The sequence below is a fragment of the Methylomonas defluvii genome, assembly GCF_033949435.1.
Taxonomy (GTDB): Bacteria; Pseudomonadota; Gammaproteobacteria; order Methylococcales; family Methylomonadaceae; genus Methylomonas; species Methylomonas defluvii.
Window position 1 is genome coordinate 266,049 of the sequence record NZ_JAXARY010000001.1, and the last position, 17,097, is coordinate 283,145.

Sequence of the window (17,097 nt, forward strand, 5' to 3'; positions counted from 1 at the left end):
TCGTTATGACATTACGCCGCATACCACTATTACTGCTCACGCTATTGGGTGCCTCCATGGCCCTGGCTGCCAACCCGCCAAAACCGCCGGTCTCGGACATTGCCTCAGGCCTTTTGTCGATCAAAATCGACGGCATGCAGGACTTACCGATCTCAGGTCTCAAGATGGTCAAGTCCGGCGAGCAGGCGGTGTTTATTTCCAGCAACGGTCGCTTTGCCTTTTACGGCGGCAAATTGATGGACATCTGGACTCAACAGGAGATCAAGGAACTGGCCGATATCGACAAAATCGCCAACCGCATCGACCTATCGCGGATGAAACTCAAGGCTGATGATCTTGGCGCCCTGACTGTCGGCCACGGCAAAGGCCAGGTGCTGGTTTTCATCGATCCGCGTTGCCCATATTGCGGCAAGGTGATGAAAGACCTGCAAGCCTTGCAAGACCAATACACCTTCAAACTGGTGATGGTCCCCATCCTCGGCCCCGAATCGCAAAACATCGTCGTGCAACTGGCGTGTCAATTGGGCACCAACGATACCAAGGCCAAAGGCGCTGTGCGCGAGCGACTGTTGAAACAGGATTACGCGGGCTTGCCGACCGAACCGCCGGTGCAGTGCAACAAAGAGCCACTGCAAAAAGCCGTGGTCACCGCCAAGTTATTCGATTTGAAGGGTGTGCCGTTTCTGATTGCGCCTGACGGACGCACCCACAGTGGCGCGCCGGAATCGTTAGCTGATTGGTTAGCGGATAAACCGAAACCGTCATCCAGTCTGGCAACGACGCCCGATACAAACGCCCAAAACGCAAACGCACCGGAGAATAAGCCATGAACGCCTTACCTTCAATGTCACGTTATGGCTTAGCCGTGCTATTGATCAGCATTTTCAGCGGCTGCGCCACCACCGATTACGGCTGCAAAGGCATGCCTGACGAGCCGAGCTGTCTGTCGACGACGCAGGCTTACCAAGTCACTAATACGGCGATAACCGAAGCACCTCCGGAAAATATCCCCAGTTCGGAGTCAACCTCAACACCGGCACTCGCACTACCGTTACAGCAACCCGTGCCCAAGATCGAAGATCCCACACCGATTCGTACACCCTCACAGGTCATGCGCATCTGGATCGCGCCTTGGGAAGATGCAGACGGCGATTTGATGGTGTCCAACTATGTCTACACCGAACTGGAACACAGGCGTTGGATGATCGGCAAGGCGGCTTCGACAACCAGTTCTTCGTTGATCCCGCTGCAAGTCGAACAACGTCCACCGGAGAGACGCGCCAATGTCGATACCGGGGACGACGAGCGTCCAGTCAATGGATTGAGCAAATCATTGCCTTGATGGGGCAACCCATTTAACCGCAGGTCCCACACACCCTGCGAGACTGAGCGGACAACCGCTTAAAACCTGCCGGACTAACCCTCCGAGATTCGACGGGCAACCGTCTCTTAACCTGAATGAGGATATTTTTGATGAAAGCGTCAAATCGAAGCGGGGTCTTGATGGCCCTGGCATCGTTATTGTTTATGTTGATGGCCAATGATGCCATGGCCGGTACCGGCGGTACCGAGTTCAACACCGTCTGGACCTTGCTCACTGGCTGGGTTGAAGGCTTGCTTGGTCGGATCATTGCCATCGTGTTCGTCATCGTCGGCCTGGTCGCCGGTGTCGTACGCGGCAGCATCATGGGCTTTGTGCTGGGGATTGCCAGTGGTGTCGGCCTGTTTGCGGCACCGACCATTATCACCAATATCGTGACTGCCACGATTTAGGCCTTACCACGATGACCGGTTCAATTATTGATACCGAGACTGCGGCGGGCAACCGCCGCCTTGCTTCATTGGCACACGATAAGCGGACCGTCAGGGTCCAAGACGTCAACGGCCAGCCAATCAACCCTTGCCATCCGGCCAGAGCCCGGCAGTTATCACGCAAAAAACGTGCGGTTCGCGTTTGCCGGCATCCCTTTACGATTCGTTTAAATCCGGAATACCCAGCCGAAGCCTTGCAGAAAATTTACGAAGAGGATCACGCACCATGACTAACTCGCAACGCCAACGTGCCGATCAGTTGTTCACGGTACTGGCCTACGAATACGACCATCATCTGTTTCTGATGGCCGATAGCAGTATTGGCTTCGGCTTTCTGTGCCGGCCGATGACCGGCGCCGATGCCAGCGTGTCGGCTCGGGTCAACGTTTTACTGAATCAGGACTGGCCGCCGGAAACGCTCTTACAAGTGTCACTGTGGACCTCACCGGACATCGAGGAATCGCTGGCCATCATGCAAACCCGGCGTTTGAAACAGCAAAAACCGACCTATAAAACCATGACCCAAGCCAGTATCGAGTTCTTGCGGCAAGGCACCACCAAACCGCCGGAAGCGATCTCCGGAGCACGCCTGCGGCGCAGTCATATTCTGGTCACGGTCAAATTGCCGATGGCCTATCCAAGACCCAGTGAACAAGACATCCGTCGTGCCAGCGAATTGCAAATGGCCACGCAGCAATCGCTGTCGACCATCGGCCTGTATCCGGAACTATTGGGCGCCGATCAGTATGTGCGCATTCTGAACACGATTCTCAACTGGCAGCCCGATGCCGGCTGGAAAGATCGGGTGGTACCCGAATGCGATCCGACCCAACTGATCCGCGACCAATTGCTGGATTACGACAACGCCCTCGAACTCGATGAAAAAGGTCTGTGGCTGGGACATAAGCGCGTCAAGACACTATCCGCCAAACGCACACCCGATCATTTTTACTTCGGCAGCGCCAAAAGCTATTTGGGCGACATTCTGTCCGGTACCCGTGGCATCCGCCAGAATGCTTTGCTCAGTCTGACCTTGCATTACCCGGATGCCGAATCGACCCGGTCAAAACAAGAAGGCGTTAGGCAATTCATTACCAACCAGGTCAATACGCCGATTGCTCACTTCCTGCCGGTGTTGGTCCAACGCAAACACCATTTCGACGTGTTATTCGACGCCTACCATGACGGCGACCGGCCAATCCGGGCCTATTTCGGCGTGCTGCTGTTTTGCGACGAAGCTGAAGAAGCGGCGGCGGTCTCCAATGCGCGGGTGTATTTTCGGGAGCTGGGTTTTCAACTGTTGGAAGACAAGTATTTCTGCCTGCCGTTTTTTCTGAATTGTTTGCCGTTTGGGCCGGAACGTTCGGCGATTACTGATTTGAAACGCTATCGCACCTTGGCCACCCGGCATGCGATTCCGTTGTTACCGCTATTCGGCGATTGGGCGGGCACCGGCACGCCGACTTTGAATTTCGTCTCACGCAACGGTGAACACATGGCGGTCTCGTTGTTCGATACCACCGGCAATTACAACCTGTGTATCGCCGCCGAATCTGGCAAAGGCAAATCCTTTCTGACCAACGAGATCATCGTTAGCTATCTGACCGAGGGCGCACAAATCTGGGCCATCGATGTCGGTCGATCTTACGAAAACCTCTGTGAAGTGCTGGAAGGCGATTTCGTCAAATTCACTCACGGTTCGGGGATTTGCATGAATCCTTTCGAGATCGTGCAGAACTTCGAGGAGGAAGCCGACATGCTGGCCGGCTTGGTCAGCCAAATGGCTGCGCCAACCGAGAAACTCACCGACTTTCAAACCGCAGGTCTCAAACGGATATTGAAGCAACTGTGGACTGAAAAAGCCCAATCCATGTCGGTGGACGACATTGCAAAATGCCTGTGTACCGAAACCGATCAACGCTTGAAGGATGTCGGCGAGCAGTTGTTTCCGTTCACCACCCGAGGCGAATACGGTCGCTACTTCAACGGCAAGAACAACGCCAAGTTCACGAATGACTTTACCGTCCTGGAACTGGAAGAACTCAAGGGCCGCAAGCACCTGCAGCAGGTGGTCTTGCTGCAGCTGATTTACCAGATCCAGCAGGAAATGTATCTCGGTGAACGCAACAGGCCCAAGATCGTCATTATCGACGAAGCCTGGGATTTGCTCACCGAAGGCGATGTCGCCAAGTTTATGGAACACGGCTATCGGCGGTTTCGTAAATACGGTGGCGCGGCGGTAACCATCACCCAGTCGGTGAACGACTTATACCGCAATGCCGCCGGCCGCGCCATTGTCGAGAATTCGGCGAATATGTATTTGCTCGGCCAGAAAGCCGAAGTCATCGAAGGCATGAAGCAGGATCGTCGATTGCCGTTGTCGGATGGCGGCTATGAATTGCTAAAAACCGTGCACACCTTACCCGGCGCCTATTCAGAGATTTTCTTCATCACGGAGATGGGTTCCGGCATCGGCCGACTGATCGTCGATCCTTACAAACGCATTCTGTTCTCCACCAAACCCGAAGACGTCAACGCCTTGAAGCAGCTCCGCCGGCAAGGCTTGAGTTTGGGTGATGCCATTCAACAACTCATCGACAACCGCAGCAGCAAACCCAGGGAGATTACCTATGGATCCTAAATCGCAATGGCTCAGCACCACGCTAATTGCTGCTTGTCTGGGTGGCATCGGCGGTTGGCTGGCGGCACAACAGCAGCTACAACAACCCTTGGCGCGCCTGAATCTGGTTACACCGGTGTTCGTCCTTGATCGCGCCAAGCTGATTCAATCGATACCGCCCAATGCCAGCCAGGAACACATGGCCAAGATCGTCGAGGATTGGCAAGGTCAGGCCAAAAAGCTCAGTGATGCGGGTTATCTGGTCATCGATTCGACGGCGGTGGTGGCTGCTCCGGAGGATGTCTATGTTCGACAAGCCGGACGCTAAACGTAGGATTAAACCACGGTTCCGTTCTCGGCCGCGTTTAGCCCAGTTTCTACTCAAGGCGGTACCGATCTTGTTGCTGGTGTTAGCGGTGGAGCGCTATATCGGCCAACGTTTTCTGATCGGTGGCGACGACCAGGTCGATCGCTGCCTGCCGGACAAATGGATTTACCTGATCGACACGCACAACAAGGACATCTGGCGCGGCGATTTGATTGCCTTTCGCGCCGAACGCATGGCGCCTTTTTTTAAGGATGGGCAGATCATCGTCAAAATCGCCGCCGGCGTGACCGGCGACACCATTCACGTCGATCCACAGCACACCACGGTCAACGGTGAACGGGTCATTGATGGGTTGCCGTTGACCGAGAAACTCAAAAGGCCCGCGACCCAATTCAAACGTCATGAAACCATTCCACCCGCTGCCTATTGGGTAACCGGACAAACCGACAAAAGCTTCGATTCACGTTACTGGGGCTATGTCTACGACCACCAAGTCATTGGACGGGCCTATGCGTTGTTTTGAGCCACCTCAATTTCGTTGGCGGCAAGTGGCGGTCTGTTTTCTTTGCTGGTTCAGTGTGCAATCGGTTCAGGCAGAAGAAGCTTGGCTGCAACGTTCTCAGGCTATTTTGCAGGCATTGGAAGGCCAGGCTAGGCCCGATTGGTTGAATGGCCAATCTGAACAGTTGGACGTGAAACGCCAGGCGCAACAAGTGTTGGAAGCGTCGCAAGCGATCCAAACAGAGGCGCTATCGACTGGATCGGAAAACGTCCAGCCGACATCCATTTCGAACAAGCCACTCACGCTGTTGTTTGTTTCCTTCTCGCTGGGTGAGTCCGCACTGAAAAGCATCTTCGAAGAATCGGCAGGTCGGGAAGACATATTGCTGGTGTTGCGCGGCCCAAAGCCTGGTCAAAAACTACCGGCGTTAATGGCCGATCTCAAGCGATTGTTGAAAGGCATTGATCCTCTGCCCAACATCGTGATCGACCCCACCCGTTTTCAGCGCTGGTCGGTAACGTCAGTACCGGACATCGTTGTCGAACAGGAAGGCAAATCTCGGTTACACGTTCGAGGTGTCAGCAGTCTGTCCTGGCTGGACGAGCAGATTAAAGCCGGCAAACAAGGTGATTTGGGAACGATGGGCGATGTCGGCGAGATTGCTGAAATCGATTTGCTTGAAGAGATCAAACGCCGGATGGCCGCCATCGACTGGAAACAAAAGCAGCAACAAGCTATCGCTCGGTTTTGGGAGCAGCAGAAATTCGAAGTGCTGCCGGTGGCTCAGGCCGATCGTGATCGGAGCGTGGATCTGACCATCACCGCCCCGCGCGATCTGACGGCACCAAATGGTCAACTGATCATCCGAGCAGGACAAACCGTCAATCCCTTGGATAAGATACCGTTTGGCCTATGCCTGAAGGTGTTCGATGCCACTGTGCCGGCACAAGTTGAGCTGATTCAACATCAGTCCTGCCAGAACAAACAGGCTCGGGTGATGTATTTGGCCACGTCGCTGCCGCGCCAGTCCGGGTGGGACAGCTTGCAACGTTTGGAAACCGCGTTACAGGCACCGGTGTATCTACTGACGCCGGATGTGCGCAGTCGTTTTCAATTACAGCAAGTACCGGCTATCGTCGAACAATCCGGTAACCACTTAGTGGTTCATGAACGAAAACTGCCTGTCTCTTCGGGAGAGCGATCATGAAACGATTCGTTTTCCCTTGGGTTTTGGGAGGCTTGATAACACTGGCAACCCCGCTTTATGCCGACACCACCAATAGCGTCGATCCGTTGTGCTCGGACGCCGAACTGTGGTCCGGCAAACTGATCACTGATATTTGCTGGAGCTGTCTGTTTCCGATTCGAGCGGCCGGGGCGTCGCTGGGTGGCGGCACTGTACCGAGTATCGCTACCGACGAGAAGTTCTGTTTCTGTACCGATAGCATGAACATTCCGGAACTCGGTATGACCATGGGCTTATGGAATCCGGCCCGGTTGATCGAGATCGTTCGTAATCCCTGGTGTTCGCCTGCGCTGGGCGGGCATAAGTTCAGTGCTTCAAATGTGCGATTGATCGCCACCACCGGCAAGGCCGACTTCGATGCCAGCGAGATGTCGTTTTTCAATTACCACTATTTTGCCTTTCCTCTGACTATCCTGCTGGACCTGTTCTGGGATGGTCGTTGCAACAGTGATGGCTATCGGGATTTCGATCTGTTGTACGTCTCAGAACTCGATCCCACCTGGAACAACGACTTGCTGGCATTCTTCACCAGTCCGGAAACAGCCTTGTTTGCTAATCCGGTGGCCATTTCCGCATGTGTTGCCGATGCCGCAGCGGCGGCCACCGGCAATCCATTGGATGCCTTGTTCTGGTGTGCCGGTGCTTGGGGTCATATGTATCCTTTATCCGGCATTTCGCCGACCAGTTACGGCACCGATCCCAGAATTACCAGTTTGTTGGCCACGCGGGCGACGGCGTCATTGCATCGGCGCGGGTTGGCCTGGAAAACATCGGGCAACGATGCTTTGTGCGGTGGCTATATCTACCCCTTTATCCCGAAATCGCAATACCGGCTATCGATGTTTTATCCGGTCGCCGAAACCGAGTCCAATCACGCCATTGGTGAGACCACCTTCAAGTGGGGTGCGGGTCGCACGTATCCAGGGCCAGGTGAAGATCATCTATACATCTTATGGCGTTTTCAAGACTGCTGTGTTGGCCTATAGCGATGCGTCAGATATTTGAACCGCAAGCACTAATTACACAAAGCCTTTCAGCGATACTCTGCGTGACGCTGGCCTGGACACCGTTTGGTATCTCCTGGGCGGATGCGATTCAAGCGGCCGGGCGCGATGGCCAGCAACTGGGCGAGCAAGTCCTCGGCGGTTTTGCGTTTCCGCTCGATACTGGCAATGGTTCGCTGACCTTGAATCCTGGGACGGCTCAGGAAAGCGCCATTTCCATAGGCACCCTGTTTCCGGATACCCATAGCACCACGACTACGACCCAAGACTTTGCCGATCTTTATGGCAACAACCCCGGAACGATCGCAGCCGGGTTGGACGCACAGACCGCCTTGAACGGCGAAACCAGCTTCACCGGTGAAGCCTATCGCACCTTGATCGATAACGCTCACCAGTCACACCCGGACTTACACGCCGATCCGATCTGGCAAGCCGGCGACCAGGTGTTTGCCGATTTTACCCCATGGGCACAGTCGTTCTCGGACTGCACGACCACAACGACCCAAACCGAAACCCAGCAATCGGTGCGGGTGCCGGATTATCAGCTTTGTCTCCGGCAACCGACGGTGCCGCAAAGCTGCACCGCCACTCACCAAGTCAATGTCGAGCCCTTGATCCGCTTCGTCAGTGGCGACGGCGGGTTTTCCAGTTGCGGGCCGGGCTGTATGGATTTGTATGTCGGCAGGGTCGGTGATGATTATTGGGAATCCGATTGCGGCTTGTTTACCTGGCAGGTCAAATACGAGGTCTTGCATCCGGAAGCCATCACCAGTGCCACGCTGGAATACGTCAAGTACGATGACCACACTCGGGTCTATTACGATAATCAATTGATCTATACCGGGTCGAGTGGCTGGTACGGGGATTGCGAGCTTTACACCAGTTGGAACGAATATCCCAACACTAATGTGCTGTATGCCTTCAACAGTAGCGGCATCAAGGTGTTCAAAGAAGAAACCCGCGTGTCCGGACGCGGCGAAGGTTATTCGCGAATTCGCTTGCGTTATGACCTGTCGAAACTGATCACCCAGGACGAATGGAGCTGGAGCGGGCCGAATTGCCAAAACCTGGCCAATGCAATTACCGATGGCATTTGCCAGGCTGGCAGTCAATTGAGTTGCACGAACGATCCTGCCAATGCTTCGGGCTGTTACGTCGATCCCACGTCGCAAGTGATGGTCTGCGGCTCAGATTTGGCCCAAGCCCCGGTGGCCAGTTCGTCAGGGATTCGCAATACCTGCATGGCTATTCAAGCCTCAGGGCATTGCGATTTGAATCAGTATGGGCAATGTTGGACCGACACCGCCGGCACCCACTGTTTGGAGCCGCCTGCGAATGGTATGCCCAACAAGACCTGTGAATCATTGGAAACCAAAGGCTGCTCGTTCATCAAAAGCCAATGTACCAGTGTACTCGCCTCAGGCACCTGCTGGGACAGCGTCGATACCTACGACTGCGGGCAAACGGTGGGCATTCCCGGCATTCAAAGCAACACCCAACAACAATGCGCCGGACCGATCCGCTGCATGGGCGAAGAGTGCATCAGCGTGAATCGCACTCAGAGCCAGGATTTTAGCAAGGCGGTCGCCTTACTCAATAGTGCCCAGCAAATGGCGATGGACTTACAGTGCGACTATGCCAATGCCGATTTGCAGCAAAAGGATCCGACTACCTGCCAGGTATTTCAAGGCAAACCCGCCAGTTGCAAAATGGTCGGTGGCGCGCTCAGTCTGGTCGATTGCTGCGAAACGCCCTCGGGTGCCATGGGATTAGGTCAATATATTGATTTGCTGATCGCCACCAGTCAGATGGACGGTGCCGTCATGGCTATGGACAGCACCTCCGCCTTCCGGGGCGCCTGGGAAACCATGCGTACTCCGTTTACCTTGGCCGGCGATGCCTGGAACAGTTTTCAGGCGGATTTTGCTTCGGGCGTCAATAACTTGGTCGGCACCGACATGCTGAGTACCAGCGACATTGCCTCGCAAGGTTTACTGGATTCACTCAAAGGCGAATTGATGAAGTCGGTGGCGGAATGGATCGGCCAGACCTTTGGCGAAGCGGCTGGTAACGCACTGTTCAGTGCCGGCGGTCAGGCAGCATTTGATGCGGCGGGCAATCTCACACCCGCCGCGCAATCGGGTGGTGTGCAATTAGGCGGCGGCGCGGCAGTGGCAGGACAACTGCTCAGCACCTTGATGACAGCCTATACCGTGGTGATGATCATCATCATGATTATCCAGATCGTCTACTCCTGCGAAGAACCAGAATACGAACTCGCCGCCAAGAAACAGCTCAAAGTCTGCACGGATCTCGGTACCTATTGCGAGAGCAAGGTGGCTGGTGTGTGTTGGGTGCGTAAGGAAAGTTACTGCTGCTACAACTCGCCGCTAGCGCGCATCCTCAACGAACAAATCAAACCGCAGCTGGGCATGGATTTTGGGACGCCGGAAACTCCCAGTTGTACCGGGATTAAAGTCGCAGATCTGGACCGCGTGGACTGGACACAGGTCAATCTCGACGAGTGGTTGGCGATTCTGGCTCAGACCGGGCATTTGCCGTCCGCCGCCAATGCCGCTTCCATGCTGAATCTGGATCAACTCACCGGAACGGGCAGCCGACTCAATCCGCAGAAATACGGCGCGGCCTCCAGCGGCCGACAAGACACCTTGACCCGCACCCAAGGCCGGATGACCGACCTGGACGTCCCTACGGTCAAACGGCAGTCGGAACTGGAAGGCTGGGGTATGGGGCCGCAATAATGCGGCCAGAGGCTTACTGAACGGCGTCTTTCAAACCTTTACCGGCTTTGAAAGAAGGTAATTTAGCAGCAGCAATGGTGATTGCTTCGCCGGTTTGAGGATTGCGGCCGCTGCGTTCGGCACGCTCTTTCACTTCGAAGGAAGCGAAGCCCACCAAAGCCAAAGAATCTAACACGACAACAGTTTCAAACCTTATCAACAACTTTTAGTTCGATCATCACATTCAAATGACGTTCCAATAAAACCGGTACCCGACCGCCGGTGATCAAAACTCCCGCTTCCATATTTTTTTCCATCGCAAACCCCGTCAAATTTGCGCTGGTGATGAAGCAAGAATTGGCATCGGCCAATGCAATCTTGGCATGAACTCTACCGCCAGAGAAGACATCGGATTTTCGGACCCATGCGTAAAGCGATGTCTCGGGAACGAGCTCTCGCATCTTACCGATCACGTCGATGCTCACACTTCCGCCATGATCATGTGATGACTCCAGCAACATCGAAACCTTCACTCCGCGGGTAATCGCTGCATTCAGCGCATCGATGATCGACGATACGTCATACGCGACGAAACTGGTGATGAACAGTGATTTTCTGGCTGACTCGATGACCTGTAGCAATGCTTGTTCCGTTCGGCGAGCCGAAACGAAAGGTGTCGTCGGTCCGGTCCATACGAGTTCCAGGGATTGCTCGGCGCTGATTTTGTCGATTGTGTGAGACGAGGCGGCCAACATCGCGGCCAACTCACCGGCAGAGACTTCGCTGGCCTGCCACGACTTTTTCAATCGATCGAGAGCAAACGCCACTTGATGAGTGCTTTCGAAATCAGTCAGCGAAATGGCTTTGGATTTTGCATTCCTGACTCTGTTGGCAATGGCAGCGACTTTTTCACGAGGCACCAGTGTCACGACTTCGGTGATGGCATCCAGCAATGCCTCCATGTCAGAACCCCTTGAAGAAACCGGCCTCGGCATGTTCGAAGGTCGGCACCAACAACGCCCTGTCGAGATAGCGGTTACCGCGTTCACATGATGTTTCCGCCACGAACGAGCAAGCATGGCATGCGGCGGCATGTAGCGTTCTATCCTTTCCAGGATCATGCTCCGAACACAACGGGTCGGAAGAACACACTTTGGCCCGTTCCAACGCTTGTTTCAGCAATCTTCCCAAGTTTTCCGGTTTACCGAGTTCGACCAGACCTCCCAAAGTGCCATCGGAATCGGCCGCAGCAGTGTAGATCAAGATACCGGCTTGCGGAATATCCATATTTTCCGCGTAGATCCGTTCACGAATACTGGCGGCGTTGTAACCACATTCCAGGGCCAATTCCCTGATCAAGAGATGTGCCAGCGTGTGTAGCATGGCATACCGAATACCAGGGTAGTCGGCATCGGCGCTCAAGTGTCTAGCATTACGCCAACCTCGGTGACCAGTCAGCAGGACATCGTCGAGGTCGGTAACGGCTCTTTGGGCTTCCCAATCTCTCAGCGCCAGTTCATCGAATTGAATGAAGATACCTTCACCATGAACCTCGCTGGCTGGCACCCATTCGGGTTTGACGCGAGAAATCGGCGCCATTGCCGTTCTATCCTGTCCAATCGACTCGTCCGGCGATTCGACCCGCGTGAAACCGATCAAGGCATTGACTTCTCGTAAGCGTTCCAATAGCAACACCCGGCTGATTTTCGACCGGAATCTCTCCGGCACGGCGACGGGTGTACTCATGAAATGCGGATAATCGGCCGGAGGATTCGGGGACGACAATACCAACCATTCGGGGCCTTTGATGTCGGATTGCTCGACTGGCTGATTCGTACCGTTCTTGTGATCTTGAATAGCAGCCCAAATCGCTTCCGCTTCGTATGCTTCGATGCCTTGGGCTTCGCTGCGTTTCTTCAGCGCTTTGACGGTACCTTTCAATTCGCCGAGATCTTCGACATCGGCAAAATCATCCCAATGATCGATGATGATCTGCGACAAAGGTGATCCATTCTGTTGCGGAATAGCCAATGCCGATAGGTTCATCGGAAACCAACTGTTGGTGGCTCCCAAAAGCACCGCTCTGGGTTCTTCGGTGCAATCGGCATCGAATTTATCCAGGTGCGGGTGACGCCCTCGGCAACCCGGAAGATTTTCCCTACCGGCGCGCCCAAAGGCATGCGCCATGCTGCGGGATGCCGTACAAGCATCGCATTTGACCCAGAGATTTTCGGTTTGTAGCGATGCACCGCTTTCGAAAAAACGTAAAGTACCTTTGCATTCGCTGGGACCACCATGTACGAAATAATGCCACGGAAAATCGTCCAAATGGCCGCCACGACAGGCCAACAAGAAACGCGCGGGAACCGCATCGGCATCCTTGGCTTTGTCACTGCCTTTCGAACCCGTGCAGCCTTTATGCACGAATTTCGTCATTTCGGGTCTATATCGATTTTCTTTCAAACCGAACAAACCCAGATCATAAGGTGAGAGCAAGCCGCATTTCACACACCGTAGCCACCGGGGAAAGGGGCGCACGGGAACACCGATGTTCGACTCGGCCGACCAAACATCGACCACTTCGTTCTTGCTGAATGGAGGCATGCGCAGACTTTCGACCTGTCCGCCCAGCACCTGCCGCACGGCATTCAACAAACGGGCCTCATGGATGGGTTGGCATCGGTCGCGCTCCCAACGGTCGATACCGGAGGTCACCACCGACATGTTCGGCAAATCGATCAGAGCCCCCGGACCATAGGTCCACAGCAATTGGCTGGGACGCACCTCGCCAACCGGCGTCTTTTCACTCATGCTTCACCTTCTTCATCTCGTTCCGTGACCGTCGGGCGCGGTCTCCATTCTTGATCTTCGTCCAGTCGATTCGTGTTCATGATCAATCTCACACCGGGCTCGACTTCACGCATCGACATCGGTACCGTCCAATCGTCCCAGGCTCGCAAACCAGGTGTCTTGATCAACGCAACGGTGGTGTCTCTTTGTTGTCCCCGTTTTTCATAAGCCAGTATCCTCCCCGGTTTGTTGGCTTCCTTGGCCCAATCGTCCGCCCTGGATTTCAACTCCTCCTTCGCCAATTGCTTCTTGGCGTTGTCCTCGACGATACCGGCGCGTTTCGCCAAGACTTCGACGACGTCGACGATTTCTCGTTGATGGGCTTGTTGTAAGTGGCTGGCGCCATCGTTCGGCGCAAACTCGTCATGGCTGAGACGCATGACACTGAGCATCGCCCCGGTCAGTCCACGATCCATCGCTCGCGGCGAGAACGGTGTGACAGACTGTGCTTCGACGTGCTTGTAGAATGTCGCGTGATAATGCTCGAAAGTTTCGTAGTGCGAGAGATCGCGGGGTCTAGCCCAGGTCAATACCGTGCAGACCAGGCCCGGCGAGGCACGTCCGACTCGACTGGTGGCCTGGATGTATTCGGCGGTTCCCTTGGGTTGACCATTCACCGCCATCAATCCCAGACGATTCACGTCGACCCCGACCGACAGCATATTGGTGGCCAATACGACATCGATGGCCCTGACTTCTCCGTCGCTCCAACGGCAGACGTGTTTACCCTTGTCCGAGTCGTATTCGACCTTGAACTTCACTTCCAACTGATCGAGGTACTTCGGTATGTCCTGATTGGATACACGAGACGTCAACTCCTGGATGTTGTTGACACTCCTTTGGCTCAAGCCCGGTCGATCGACCAGGCTCATCTGGACACGATAGGATCGCGTTTGTACGTCGTCCTCGGCCAGACGTTTCATGCCGCCCAGTTCACGTAACGAATTGAAATAACCCACCATCGTCATGTAAGGATCGGCAGCCGAGCCGAATCGCTCGAACAGCGTCTGACCGGCGGTCAAGAATGCCGTATAGACGCGAATCAACATGGCCGGCCGCGAGCTACCGGGCGAACAGACTCCTAGGTACCGGCGTCCCGGCCTTTCCTGGATCGGACGCTGAACCGAGAAAAAGTTGTCCTCGACATCCAAGCCATGGGGCGGAAATACCGCAACCTGGCGCATGAACACGTTGTTGACTTGTTCGCGCGCCTTGCGTACCGTTGCGGTCGAGGCGATGATCTTCGGCCGTATGATCGAGCCATCGCATTGCCAAGCACTCAGCTCGTCCACGGCCGTCTCATAAAGACCGACCATGGTCCCTAGCGGGCCGCTGATCAAATGAAATTCGTCCTGGATGATCAGATCTGGTGGGCGTATCGGCGAAATCGCCTTGACCTTCACCGCTGGCAAGCTTTTCTTTGACTGATGAGAACCGTGGCAGTCGGCATCCGGCAATACCAAGCCGTGCCTCGGGCATTCCTGGTTTGCCCGACCGAACAAGGTCCGAACCTCGCCGCGCCAGGCCATCATCGCAAACTTGTCGACCGTGCTGATCATCATCGTCGGTGGACGATGGTAGATTTCTTCGTCAACGACCAAAACCGGTATGCCTGGATGAGAACGTTTACTGGATTTTCCTTTGGAGAATTCGCACTGGCCTTTTTTGTCGCCACAGTAGATCACGGTACGCAGCGTGTCTCGATCGACTTCGATGTCACGGCCCGGTGCGATTTCAGAACCGCACCACGGGCAACTGGTGAGCTGTGCCGGCGATGCCAAGCCAGCTGTATTCTGACCCGGATTGCGCCTGGCCTCGATGGCGCGATGACTGTCCTCGGTGGTACCCGGCGTCACCTTGTTACCCACCCACAGACCAATGGTGAAGGGTTCACGGCCCAGGGATTCGTCCCCCTCGTTCAGCGCTTCCCTGCGTATTACATCCATCGCGCAGATCAGCGCCGTGGCACGCTGGAATTGTTGTAAGGTCAACAAGCGCAAGGTATAGCGCATGATGACGGTCAGGCCGCGAGAGCCGTCGTAGCCACCCAAGTTCGGTTGCATGCGTCGAATGGCCATGGTGAAGGCGGCGACGCCCAAATACGCTTCGGTCTTACCGCCCCCGGTCGGAAACCACAACAAATCGGCGTAAGCCTCGATGGGTTGGGTTCGATCCGGATGTTTGGGGTCGGCCAAAGAAGGAATGGCAAGCAGCAAGAAGGCGAGCTGGAAGGGGCGCCAACTGCGATTTTTCGGCACGTCGATGCTGGCCAGCGTGCGCTCTTCCTTTCGCCTCATCGCCAACGAATAGATGCTGCGTACCCGCTGAGTCGCCATCGCACGGTTGGCGAAGCGAAAGGCCGCCAACGCCGCATCATTGGTTTCCAAGGTGGTGATCCCTTCGCGAAGACGCAAAAGAATCGAATCGCAGCGCTCCATGGCCAAACGAGCCTGAACGTCGTGCCCCACGACAGCCTGGCCGATAAAGCTACGTTGTTCGCTTATCCACGCCGCATAATCGTCGGTCAAGATGCGCAACGCATGTACCAATTCTTCTCGCTTCAAAGACGCCAAGGTTTGCATGTCCAGCCAGCCGTTATGCGACATCTGGATCATCGCCTGTCGATCTCCGGTGTCTTCTCCAGGCGTCTCCGTCACCGGCACCTCGTATTGGGGCATGATCACGGTACGAATCTCGGTGGCCAACGCCACGTCTTCACTCGCCAGGGCATGAACCGCCACACCGTGGCCGACACCGAACTCGACGCGATTGCGGTAGATCATCTCCAGGGCTTCGCGCTCTGGGTCCGCACCATTGGCATCCAAGACAGGCCGGCGTCTAAAGATCGCTTGGTTTTCAGTCCCCGGTGCCGCCCGCACGATCACTTCTGGCTGGAACAGCCAAGCAGTATCACGATTTTCGGGTGGTTCCTCCTGGGCATTGACCAGAAATAGCGTCACCAAACGGTCACCATTGGCGTTCGGCGCACGAATGCTGCCTTGAATCCTGATTTCCGGTCGTTCGGGATCGGGTGCCTGATGGGGAATGACGCCCGTCGTCAGTGGCAACGTCAGTTTGCCGCCACACGGTATACGCTGCCAAACCCGTACCCTGACTTCTTCCTGTTCCACCCGAATCACGTTGCCATCGGCGTCGCGTATCTTGCGGTTGATGGTCTTGGTTACACCGCCATCCTCGCCCGATAGGCGTTCGTAACATCCGAAACGAACCTCCACTTCGATCGTGGGTGCATCGCCGGCGACACAAAACGTGAGCCCCATGCTCGAAGGAATCAGCGATTGGTTGCTACTGGCATCGATTTCATCGCCAGCATCGGATTCGGGTTCGACACGACCGGTCGCTCCGGCGAATTCGGCACCGGGTTCGTGTTGGCCAGGCACCGAGGTATCCACCGACTCCTCGTCTTGATCGATGCGAGAGCCTTCCCAGCCGTCAGCGGCGCCAGTATCTTGTCTGGGTGCCAATTTGCCGACCAGATAGCGATCGCGCACGCTCATGTCGACGATTCGTTCGTGTGCCCCATCGGCGGGGCCGAGTAGATCGTCCATCACGGCCAATTGCAACAGCTCGCGAATGTAGGCTTTTTCCTTGGCGCTTTCCCTCGAGCCGATCACCGGCACGTCCTCGAGACGCACTTTCGCGATCTTGGCCAATCCCTCGATGAAGTCGTTCCATTGCAGCCGCCCCACGGAACCCGAAGACGGCGCCGAGAAACCGGAATCAGCCAAAACCACCGGCACCTCGAACGGCAGCGCTCGGTCGAAATACAGCGTGGTGTCGTCGAGATCGGAACGAATCCGCATGATTCGGGCGACTTTCGTGATGGCCTGGGTGTCGTCGATGACCAGAATCCAATCGTCTTCCCGAATCGACTGGTACAGTGAACGTTCACCTCGAAGAATCAGCACGAAGGTTTTCAGGATGGGATCGACGGGTAACGCTCGATCCACTGCTATCCAGGCATTGATGTCGG

Annotated in this window: 13 protein-coding genes and 1 pseudogene; 10 read left to right on the plus strand and 4 right to left on the minus strand. The window is 55.3% G+C overall.

Annotation, left to right across the window (positions count from 1 at the left end; genetic code table 11):
* The first annotated feature begins 5 nt into the window (after positions 1–5).
* The 10 genes from QLH52_RS01250 (at position 6) to traN (ending at position 10,274) form a co-directional block, all read left to right on the plus strand.
* Positions 6–830: a DsbC family protein gene (locus QLH52_RS01250; protein ID WP_319960303.1), complete on the plus strand. Its 825-nt coding sequence runs from the start codon at positions 6–8 to the stop codon at positions 828–830.
* Positions 827–1,342 (plus strand): TraV family lipoprotein, encoded by a 516-nt coding sequence (locus tag QLH52_RS01255; protein ID WP_033155947.1) that lies wholly within the window; start codon positions 827–829, stop codon positions 1,340–1,342. Before QLH52_RS01250 ends, QLH52_RS01255 begins: the two co-directional genes overlap by 4 nt.
* A 131-nt stretch (positions 1,343–1,473) precedes the next feature.
* The gene (traA, locus tag QLH52_RS01260; protein WP_033155948.1) at positions 1,474–1,773 is read left to right on the plus strand and encodes a TraA family conjugative transfer protein; all 300 of its coding nucleotides are present in this window, start codon (positions 1,474–1,476) and stop codon (positions 1,771–1,773) included.
* 11 nt (positions 1,774–1,784) lie between these two features.
* A complete protein-coding gene (locus QLH52_RS01265) occupies positions 1,785–2,042 on the plus strand; it encodes an RRXRR domain-containing protein (RefSeq protein WP_033155949.1) in 258 nt (85 codons plus the stop codon).
* A complete protein-coding gene (gene traC / locus QLH52_RS01270; RefSeq protein ID WP_033155950.1) occupies positions 2,039–4,453 on the plus strand; it encodes a type IV secretion system protein TraC in 2,415 nt (804 codons plus the stop codon). Before QLH52_RS01265 ends, traC begins: the two co-directional genes overlap by 4 nt.
* On the plus strand, positions 4,443–4,760 hold the full coding sequence (locus QLH52_RS01275; protein ID WP_033155951.1) for a hypothetical protein: 318 nt from the start codon (positions 4,443–4,445) through the stop codon (positions 4,758–4,760). The genes traC and QLH52_RS01275 overlap by 11 nt, the downstream gene beginning before the upstream one ends.
* Positions 4,738–5,283 carry a signal peptidase I gene (lepB, locus tag QLH52_RS01280; RefSeq protein ID WP_033155952.1) on the plus strand — a complete coding sequence of 182 codons (546 nt, stop codon included), beginning with the start codon at positions 4,738–4,740 and terminating at the stop codon, positions 5,281–5,283. Before QLH52_RS01275 ends, lepB begins: the two co-directional genes overlap by 23 nt.
* Complete coding sequence (locus QLH52_RS01285) at positions 5,270–6,469, plus strand: TrbC family F-type conjugative pilus assembly protein (RefSeq protein WP_084153244.1); 1,200 nt, start codon at positions 5,270–5,272, stop codon at positions 6,467–6,469. The genes lepB and QLH52_RS01285 overlap by 14 nt, the downstream gene beginning before the upstream one ends.
* Positions 6,466–7,494: a TraU family protein gene (locus tag QLH52_RS01290; protein WP_033155953.1), complete on the plus strand. Its 1,029-nt coding sequence runs from the start codon at positions 6,466–6,468 to the stop codon at positions 7,492–7,494. Before QLH52_RS01285 ends, QLH52_RS01290 begins: the two co-directional genes overlap by 4 nt.
* A gap of 2 nt (positions 7,495–7,496) precedes the next feature.
* Positions 7,497–10,274: a conjugal transfer mating pair stabilization protein TraN gene (traN, locus tag QLH52_RS01295; protein WP_033155954.1), complete on the plus strand. Its 2,778-nt coding sequence runs from the start codon at positions 7,497–7,499 to the stop codon at positions 10,272–10,274.
* A 13-nt stretch (positions 10,275–10,287) separates the two neighbouring features.
* On the opposite strand, the pseudogene QLH52_RS01300 reads toward traN, so the two are convergent.
* From QLH52_RS01300 to drmA, 4 genes and pseudogenes are all read right to left on the minus strand, one after another.
* Positions 10,288–10,443: pseudogene (locus QLH52_RS01300) on the minus strand (HU family DNA-binding protein); the annotation flags it as partial.
* Positions 10,444–10,459: 16 nt separating this feature from the next.
* Positions 10,460–11,215, minus strand: coding sequence for a DISARM system phospholipase D-like protein DrmC (gene drmC / locus QLH52_RS01305; RefSeq protein WP_033155955.1), 756 nt, complete (start codon positions 11,213–11,215; stop codon positions 10,460–10,462).
* A gap of 1 nt (position 11,216) precedes the next feature.
* Positions 11,217–13,064, minus strand: a complete 1,848-nt coding sequence (drmB, locus tag QLH52_RS01310) for a DUF1998 domain-containing protein (protein ID WP_033155956.1) — start codon at positions 13,062–13,064, stop codon at positions 11,217–11,219.
* Positions 13,061–17,074, minus strand: a complete 4,014-nt coding sequence (gene drmA / locus QLH52_RS01315) for a DISARM system helicase DrmA (RefSeq protein ID WP_319960304.1) — start codon at positions 17,072–17,074, stop codon at positions 13,061–13,063. The genes drmB and drmA overlap by 4 nt, the downstream gene beginning before the upstream one ends.
* Positions 17,075–17,097 lie beyond the last annotated feature (23 nt).

Excerpts from the sequence above, each read along its gene's own strand:
- QLH52_RS01290 (WP_033155953.1), top strand. The coding sequence starts at position 6,466 with ATGAAACGATTCGTTTTCCCTTGGGTTTTGGGAGGCTTGATAACACTG.
- traA (WP_033155948.1), top strand. The coding sequence starts at position 1,474 with ATGAAAGCGTCAAATCGAAGCGGGGTCTTGATGGCCCTGGCATCGTTA.
- QLH52_RS01255 (WP_033155947.1), top strand. The coding sequence starts at position 827 with ATGAACGCCTTACCTTCAATGTCACGTTATGGCTTAGCCGTGCTATTG.
- QLH52_RS01275 (WP_033155951.1), top strand. The coding sequence starts at position 4,443 with ATGGATCCTAAATCGCAATGGCTCAGCACCACGCTAATTGCTGCTTGT.
- lepB (WP_033155952.1), top strand. The coding sequence starts at position 4,738 with ATGTTCGACAAGCCGGACGCTAAACGTAGGATTAAACCACGGTTCCGT.
- drmC (WP_033155955.1), bottom strand. The coding sequence starts at position 11,215 with ATGGAGGCATTGCTGGATGCCATCACCGAAGTCGTGACACTGGTGCCT.
- traN (WP_033155954.1), top strand. The coding sequence starts at position 7,497 with ATGCGTCAGATATTTGAACCGCAAGCACTAATTACACAAAGCCTTTCA.
- QLH52_RS01265 (WP_033155949.1), top strand. The coding sequence starts at position 1,785 with ATGACCGGTTCAATTATTGATACCGAGACTGCGGCGGGCAACCGCCGC.
- traC (WP_033155950.1), top strand. The coding sequence starts at position 2,039 with ATGACTAACTCGCAACGCCAACGTGCCGATCAGTTGTTCACGGTACTG.
- QLH52_RS01285 (WP_084153244.1), top strand. The coding sequence starts at position 5,270 with ATGCGTTGTTTTGAGCCACCTCAATTTCGTTGGCGGCAAGTGGCGGTC.
- QLH52_RS01250 (WP_319960303.1), top strand. The coding sequence starts at position 6 with ATGACATTACGCCGCATACCACTATTACTGCTCACGCTATTGGGTGCC.
- drmB (WP_033155956.1), bottom strand. The coding sequence starts at position 13,064 with ATGAGTGAAAAGACGCCGGTTGGCGAGGTGCGTCCCAGCCAATTGCTG.